The organism is Luteibacter sp. P4_D7_3, from assembly GCF_056401735.1.
Genome location: NZ_JBFUIT010000435.1, coordinates 1 through 2,597 on the forward strand (window position 1 = coordinate 1; position 2,597 = coordinate 2,597).

Here is a 2,597-nt window from a genome sequence, read left to right on the forward strand (position 1 = left end):
GTTCAGCGACAGCACCGTTCTCCAACCGCCGGTTGCCTTATAATCGTGGCAGACATGCTCCACCCTTAGCCCCCTGGCGCATGTCTAGGCCGCCCCGCATATTTGGGCGGCCTTTTTTTGCTGCGACCAGCGGGGTGATCTGAACGCTTAGGCGCACGCTGCCGATAGCCCCTGCTCGTAGGATGACACCTCGATCAGGCTGCCATCGGGATCGCGCACGTAGACCGAACGAATGGGCCCCCGCGCACCGCTCTTCTGGACCGGACCCAGTTCGACGTTCACCTTGCAGCGCCGGAAGTGCGCCGCGAAAGCGTCCGGCAATGCATCGGTGAGAAAGCAAAGGTCCTAGCTCCCGACAGAAGGGGCTTTGCCGGTGAACCAACTCTCCTGCTCGGCATCGATAGGGCGAAGATTGATCTTGTGGTGACCGAAGAACATGCTCGATCGCTGCTCGCCCTTTTCCGAGGTGGCGTCCGTCCGCTTCATACCCAGGATGCGCTCATACCAAAGGGCGGAGGTTTCCACGTCGCGARCATTAAAGACGATGTGATCGATAGCTTTAACAGTCAGCATCTCAGTGCCCCACCCTTCCGGACGTTGCATGGCCCATTCGATCTCGCGCGCCAACGCGTCCGAGATCGCGCCGCCTTAGATCAATGCGTTGAGTTGCGGCGCGCTCTTCTTGGCAACAATTCCGGCTTGCGCAGCTAAGGATTGGATTCCCTCATCCTCCAGCACCTGCATCAGGCGGCGCAGATTCGCGCGACGACGGGTTTGCAGAGCGGGGTCTGATGCGCCCATGGCGGCAAATGGAAGAATGAACTAGGCGATTTTGCGCCGATCCGAGGGATCAAAACGCGATCTTGGTCGCACTGCCCGCTAGCTCGCACCTCTTACCGGGGCATAAACTAAGCAATGGCCGACCCATGCCCAACCGCATCATCCCCTGTGGTCCTCATCGTGCACGACGATGTCGCAGTCGCCGAAGCGCTGGCGATTGCCCTTGAAAGCATTGGCGCGACATCGGTCCAGGTTAATCGAACCAGCGATGCCCGGTTGGTCATCCAGGGGGCGCCAGGCCTGTCAGCGGTAATATCGAGATGCTCGCTCGATGTGGCCCACGATCAGCCCCTATTGAACTGGGTGGCCGAACACAGGCCAGGCGTCGCCCTGATTGCGCTTTGCTCGACCCCGGGTCACCACCACGACCACCTGCCTACCTGGTGCCAGCTGCTCAGCCCGCCGTTCGACGGGCGCGACCTGAAACGAGCGTTGGCCGAGGCCCGATTGACCGCCTTCGAGAGCCGGGAGTAGCGGCCAGCAGCAGCCGACTCTTCGTCCTGCCTCCTGACGGAGTTTCCTTTGCGCGCCAACTCGGCGCCGCGGACGTATTCGTCTCGGACTTGTCCAAAGCGACCTGGTCGAGTCCTTCCAGGTCCATCAGCTCGTCCTTGGCACCGTCGAGGGCGCGGATGATCTGGTCGCGTTTGAGGTGAACCGCGCAGCTGTCTCGGTTCTGAGAACTCTGGATCAGGCACACCATCAGAAAGGTCACGATGGTCGTGCCCGTATTGATCACCAGCTGCCACGTCTCACTGTATTTGAAAACCGGTCCACATGCGGCCCAGATCGCGACCACGGCGGCGGCGCCGATGGAAGCCGCCGGGCTCCCTGCGGCGGTGGCGGCCCAGCTGGTGAGCCGATTGAAGAGGGAGAGTCTCGCCACGGTGCGGCCTACCGGACAGAAGGGCGCGCCTCTAAATAACGCATGCGCCTTTCTTCCAGCTTTAGGCTTCGGAAATGCCTGCGGACGTCGGCTTCACTGTGGCGAATGGATGCTAGGCGCCATCTAGGGATGGACGGCATGGGTGGTTCTTTTTTCAAGCGCAACGGGCTAAGTCTCGTCGTCGGCCTGATGATGTTGGCAGCGTGGGCCGCACAAGCAGCTACCGGGCACGCTGCCTACAACCAGGAACTGGCCGAACACGGTCGTGCCTCGCTGGGCATGACCGCTTACCTGGCGAGTGGCGACTTCTGGTCGGCGACATTCGAGAACTGGGAAAGCGAGTTCCTGCAAATGGGCGTCTACGTCTTATTGACCGTGTGGCTACGCCAAAAGGGGTCGGCTGAATCGCGTCCAATGGACCCCGCTGATGAGGTCGCCACGCCTACGCCGTGGGAAAAACAACCACGCGCGTGGCGGCGCGGCGGCCCCATCCGCTGGATCTACGCCAACTCGCTGTCGATCGCCTTTCTGCTGCTGTTCCTCGGCTGCTTCGTCGGCCATCTGCTGGGCAGTTGGCGTAAGGCAATCCTGCAAGCAGCCATGCATGCCCAATCGTCGCCTCGGTTGGGTGACTACTTGATCGATCCCAGCTTTTGGTTCGAGTCTTTCCAGAATTGGCAGAGCGAATTTCTGGCCGTGTTATCGCTGGTTGTGTTGTCGATCTTTTTGCGGCAGAAAGACTCGCCCCAGTCCAAAGCAGTCGACGCGCCGCGCGATCAGACCGGTGACTGACACACGTGCGCATGATGCAATGCCCCCAGTCCATGGCAGCCAACGTCTGCATAAGAATCTTCCGACCTCGGGTCACGGC

4 protein-coding genes are annotated in these 2,597 nt (G+C 60.9%); 1 reads left to right on the forward strand and 3 read right to left on the reverse strand.

Going from position 1 to position 2,597, the window contains the following annotated elements; all coding sequences use genetic code 11:
• Window positions 1–147 precede the first annotated feature (147 nt).
• From AC1DSN_RS21140 to AC1DSN_RS21150, 3 genes are all read right to left on the reverse strand, one after another.
• On the reverse strand, window positions 148–282 hold the full coding sequence (locus AC1DSN_RS21140) for a hypothetical protein (RefSeq protein WP_477298703.1): 135 nt from the start codon (window positions 280–282) through the stop codon (window positions 148–150).
• Between the two features lie 63 nt (window positions 283–345).
• Window positions 346–603, reverse strand: coding sequence for a VOC family protein (locus tag AC1DSN_RS21145; RefSeq protein ID WP_477332691.1), 258 nt, complete (start codon window positions 601–603; stop codon window positions 346–348).
• A gap of 631 nt (window positions 604–1,234) precedes the next feature.
• On the reverse strand, window positions 1,235–1,726 hold the full coding sequence (locus AC1DSN_RS21150) for a low affinity iron permease family protein (protein ID WP_477332693.1): 492 nt from the start codon (window positions 1,724–1,726) through the stop codon (window positions 1,235–1,237).
• A 138-nt stretch (window positions 1,727–1,864) separates the two neighbouring features.
• On the opposite strand from AC1DSN_RS21150, the gene AC1DSN_RS21155 reads away from it, so the two are divergent.
• Window positions 1,865–2,518, forward strand: coding sequence for a DUF6766 family protein (locus tag AC1DSN_RS21155; RefSeq protein WP_477298662.1), 654 nt, complete (start codon window positions 1,865–1,867; stop codon window positions 2,516–2,518).
• Window positions 2,519–2,597 lie beyond the last annotated feature (79 nt).

What these genes read in the sequence shown, in the direction of transcription:
- AC1DSN_RS21155 (WP_477298662.1), top strand. Translation starts at nt 1,865, where the DNA reads ATGGGTGGTTCTTTTTTCAAGCGCAACGGGCTAAGTCTCGTCGTCGGC.